At 75.1% G+C, this 2,258-nt stretch carries 2 protein-coding genes; both read left to right on the top strand.

All coding sequences use genetic code 11. The annotated features are described in order from the left end of the window. Window positions 1-695: class II aldolase/adducin family protein (locus MTQ10_RS29890; protein ID WP_247473650.1), on the top strand; the 695-nt coding region annotated here is incomplete at its 5' end. 67 nt (window positions 696-762) lie between these two features. Further along, window positions 763-1,890: an alpha/beta hydrolase family protein gene (locus MTQ10_RS29885; RefSeq protein ID WP_247473648.1), complete on the top strand. Its 1,128-nt coding sequence runs from the start codon at window positions 763-765 to the stop codon at window positions 1,888-1,890. The last annotated feature ends 368 nt before the right edge of the window (window positions 1,891-2,258 follow it).

Below are 2,258 nucleotides of genomic sequence, written 5' to 3'. Positions count from 1 at the left end.
CGGGGACCGTCGGCACGGGGTCCGGCGCGGGGACCGTCGGCACGGGGCCCGGCGGGGCGGAGGCGCGGGCCTGGGAGGCGCTCGTCGCCGCGGCGCGGCGCACCGTCGCCGACGGGCTCGTCGTCGGCACGTCCGGCAATGTCTCCGTCCGTGTCGGTGACATCGTGCTGGTCACACCCTCCGGCGTGCCGTACGACCGGCTCACCCCGGACGACCTCACCGCCGTCGATCTGGACGGTCGCCAGGTGCGCGGCACGCTCGTACCGACCAGCGAACTGCCCATGCACCTCACGGTCTACCGGCACACCGACGCGCGCGCCGTCGTGCACACCCACGCCGTGCACGCGACCGCCGTCTCCCTGCTCGTCCCGGAACTGCCGCTCGTGCACTACATGGCCGCGGCCCTCGGCGGGCCCGTACGGGTCGCCCCCTACGCGACCTACGGCACCGAGGAACTGGCCGAGCACATGCTGCGCGCCCTCGCCGACCGCACCGGCTGCATCCTCCAGAACCACGGGACCATCACCTACGGGGCCACCCTCGACCAGGCCTACGACCGCACCGCCCAGCTGGAGTGGATGTGCAGGCTGTGGCTGACCGCCGCGTCCGTTCCCGGCCGCACCCCGCACTTGCTCACCGAGGACCAGCTCGCGGACACGGCACGCAAACTGCGGGGCTACGGGCAGCGCGGCTGACGCGCCCCCGTCACCCCCCGGCCCCGTCCCGCTGGCCGGTGGCGCGTTCCGCCGGGACACTGGACGGGTGCGCACTGTCAGAGCGACGGCCGCTGCCGTCACCGCCGTGATGGGCGCCGGCGCCGCCGCCGTGGTCGCCGGCCGGCTCGCCAGCGACGCGGCGCTCAAGGCGCCCGCCGGGCGCCCCCTGCCCACGGAACCCCGGCTCACCGTGCACGCCACGGCCGCCGGCCGGATCACCCTCACCCGGGACCTCGCCTCTCTGCGCCCCGGCACCTACGGCCTCGCCGGCGACGGCTCCCACGCGGTCGTCGGGCAGGTCCTCGACGTCACCGGCACCACCGCCGACACCGTCGTACGCCGCCTGGAACGCGTCACGCACGGCGCCCTCGAACCCGGCGACAAGGTATGGCTCACCCCCAATCTGTACGTCGGCGACCCGCGCGCCGCCCTCGGCCTGGACCACACGGACGTCGACATCCCCGGTGAACTCGGCCCGCTGCCCGCCTGGTTCGTGCCCGGCGCCCGCGACACCTGGGTCATCGCCGTGCACGGCCTGGGCACCACACGGGAACACGCCCTGAACGTCATGGAGTTCCTGCACCGGCTGCGGCTGCCCGTGCTCGCCCTCGCCTACCGCGGAGACCTCGGGGCGCCGAGGCCCCCCGACGGGCTGAACCATCTCGGGGGCAGCGAGTGGCGCGACCTCGACGCCGCGATCCGGTACGCCGTCGACCACGGCGCCCGCCGGATCGTGCTGCTCGGCTGGTCCACCGGCGCCACCATGGCGTTGCGGGCCGCCGCGCGCTCGGGCGTCGCCGACCGCGTCTCCGGGCTGATCCTCGACTCGCCGGTCCTCAGCTGGGAGGCCACCCTGCGGGCCCTGGCCGCTGCCCGGCGCACCCCGGGCGCGCTGCTGCCGCTCGCCGTGCGCGCCGCGCAGGGCCGCACCGGACTGCACACCGACCCCGGCGAGGGACCCGCCGAGCCGGACGGGCTCACCGTGCCGGCGCTGGTCTTCCACGGCCCCGACGACACCGTGGCACCCTGGGCGCACTCCCGGCGCTTCGCCGACCGCCACCCCGGCCTCGTCACCCTGCGGACCGTTCCGCAGGCCCCGCACGGTGCGATGTGGAACGCCGACCCGGCCGCCTACGAGGAGGCGCTGCGCCGCTTCATGGTCCCCCTGATGTGACATGCGGAACACCGTCGGACCGGGGTCGGACACGGACCCTTCCCAAGCCGGTCACCCTCATTCCGCTTGCGTCCCGGCGCAGGCCCTGCCCGGGACGGTCGTCCAGGGTCGTACCACTGGCCGAATCCTGCCTTTCCGTGTCTCACCGGACCTCTCCCTTGGCCATCCCCGTCGCCCGTGGTGACATTCCGTTTGGGTTTTCGGACCGTCAACCGGAAGACTGCACCCGTGACGTCCCGTATCCCGCGCGACTCCAGGCTTCGACTCGTCCGACCGCGACCCCTGGCCGCCGCCCCCAGAGCTGTGAACCAGCGGCGCCCCCGGCGCCGCTGGTTCACAGCTCTGGGGGCGGCGGCCAGGGGTCGGGC

Source organism: Streptomyces sp. XM83C, assembly GCF_023072675.1.
In the GTDB taxonomy this organism is placed as follows: domain Bacteria; phylum Actinomycetota; class Actinomycetes; order Streptomycetales; family Streptomycetaceae; genus Streptomyces; species Streptomyces thermocoprophilus.
The sequence above is the reverse complement of the archived record's forward strand: the minus strand, read 5'-3'. Positions and strand labels throughout refer to the sequence as shown.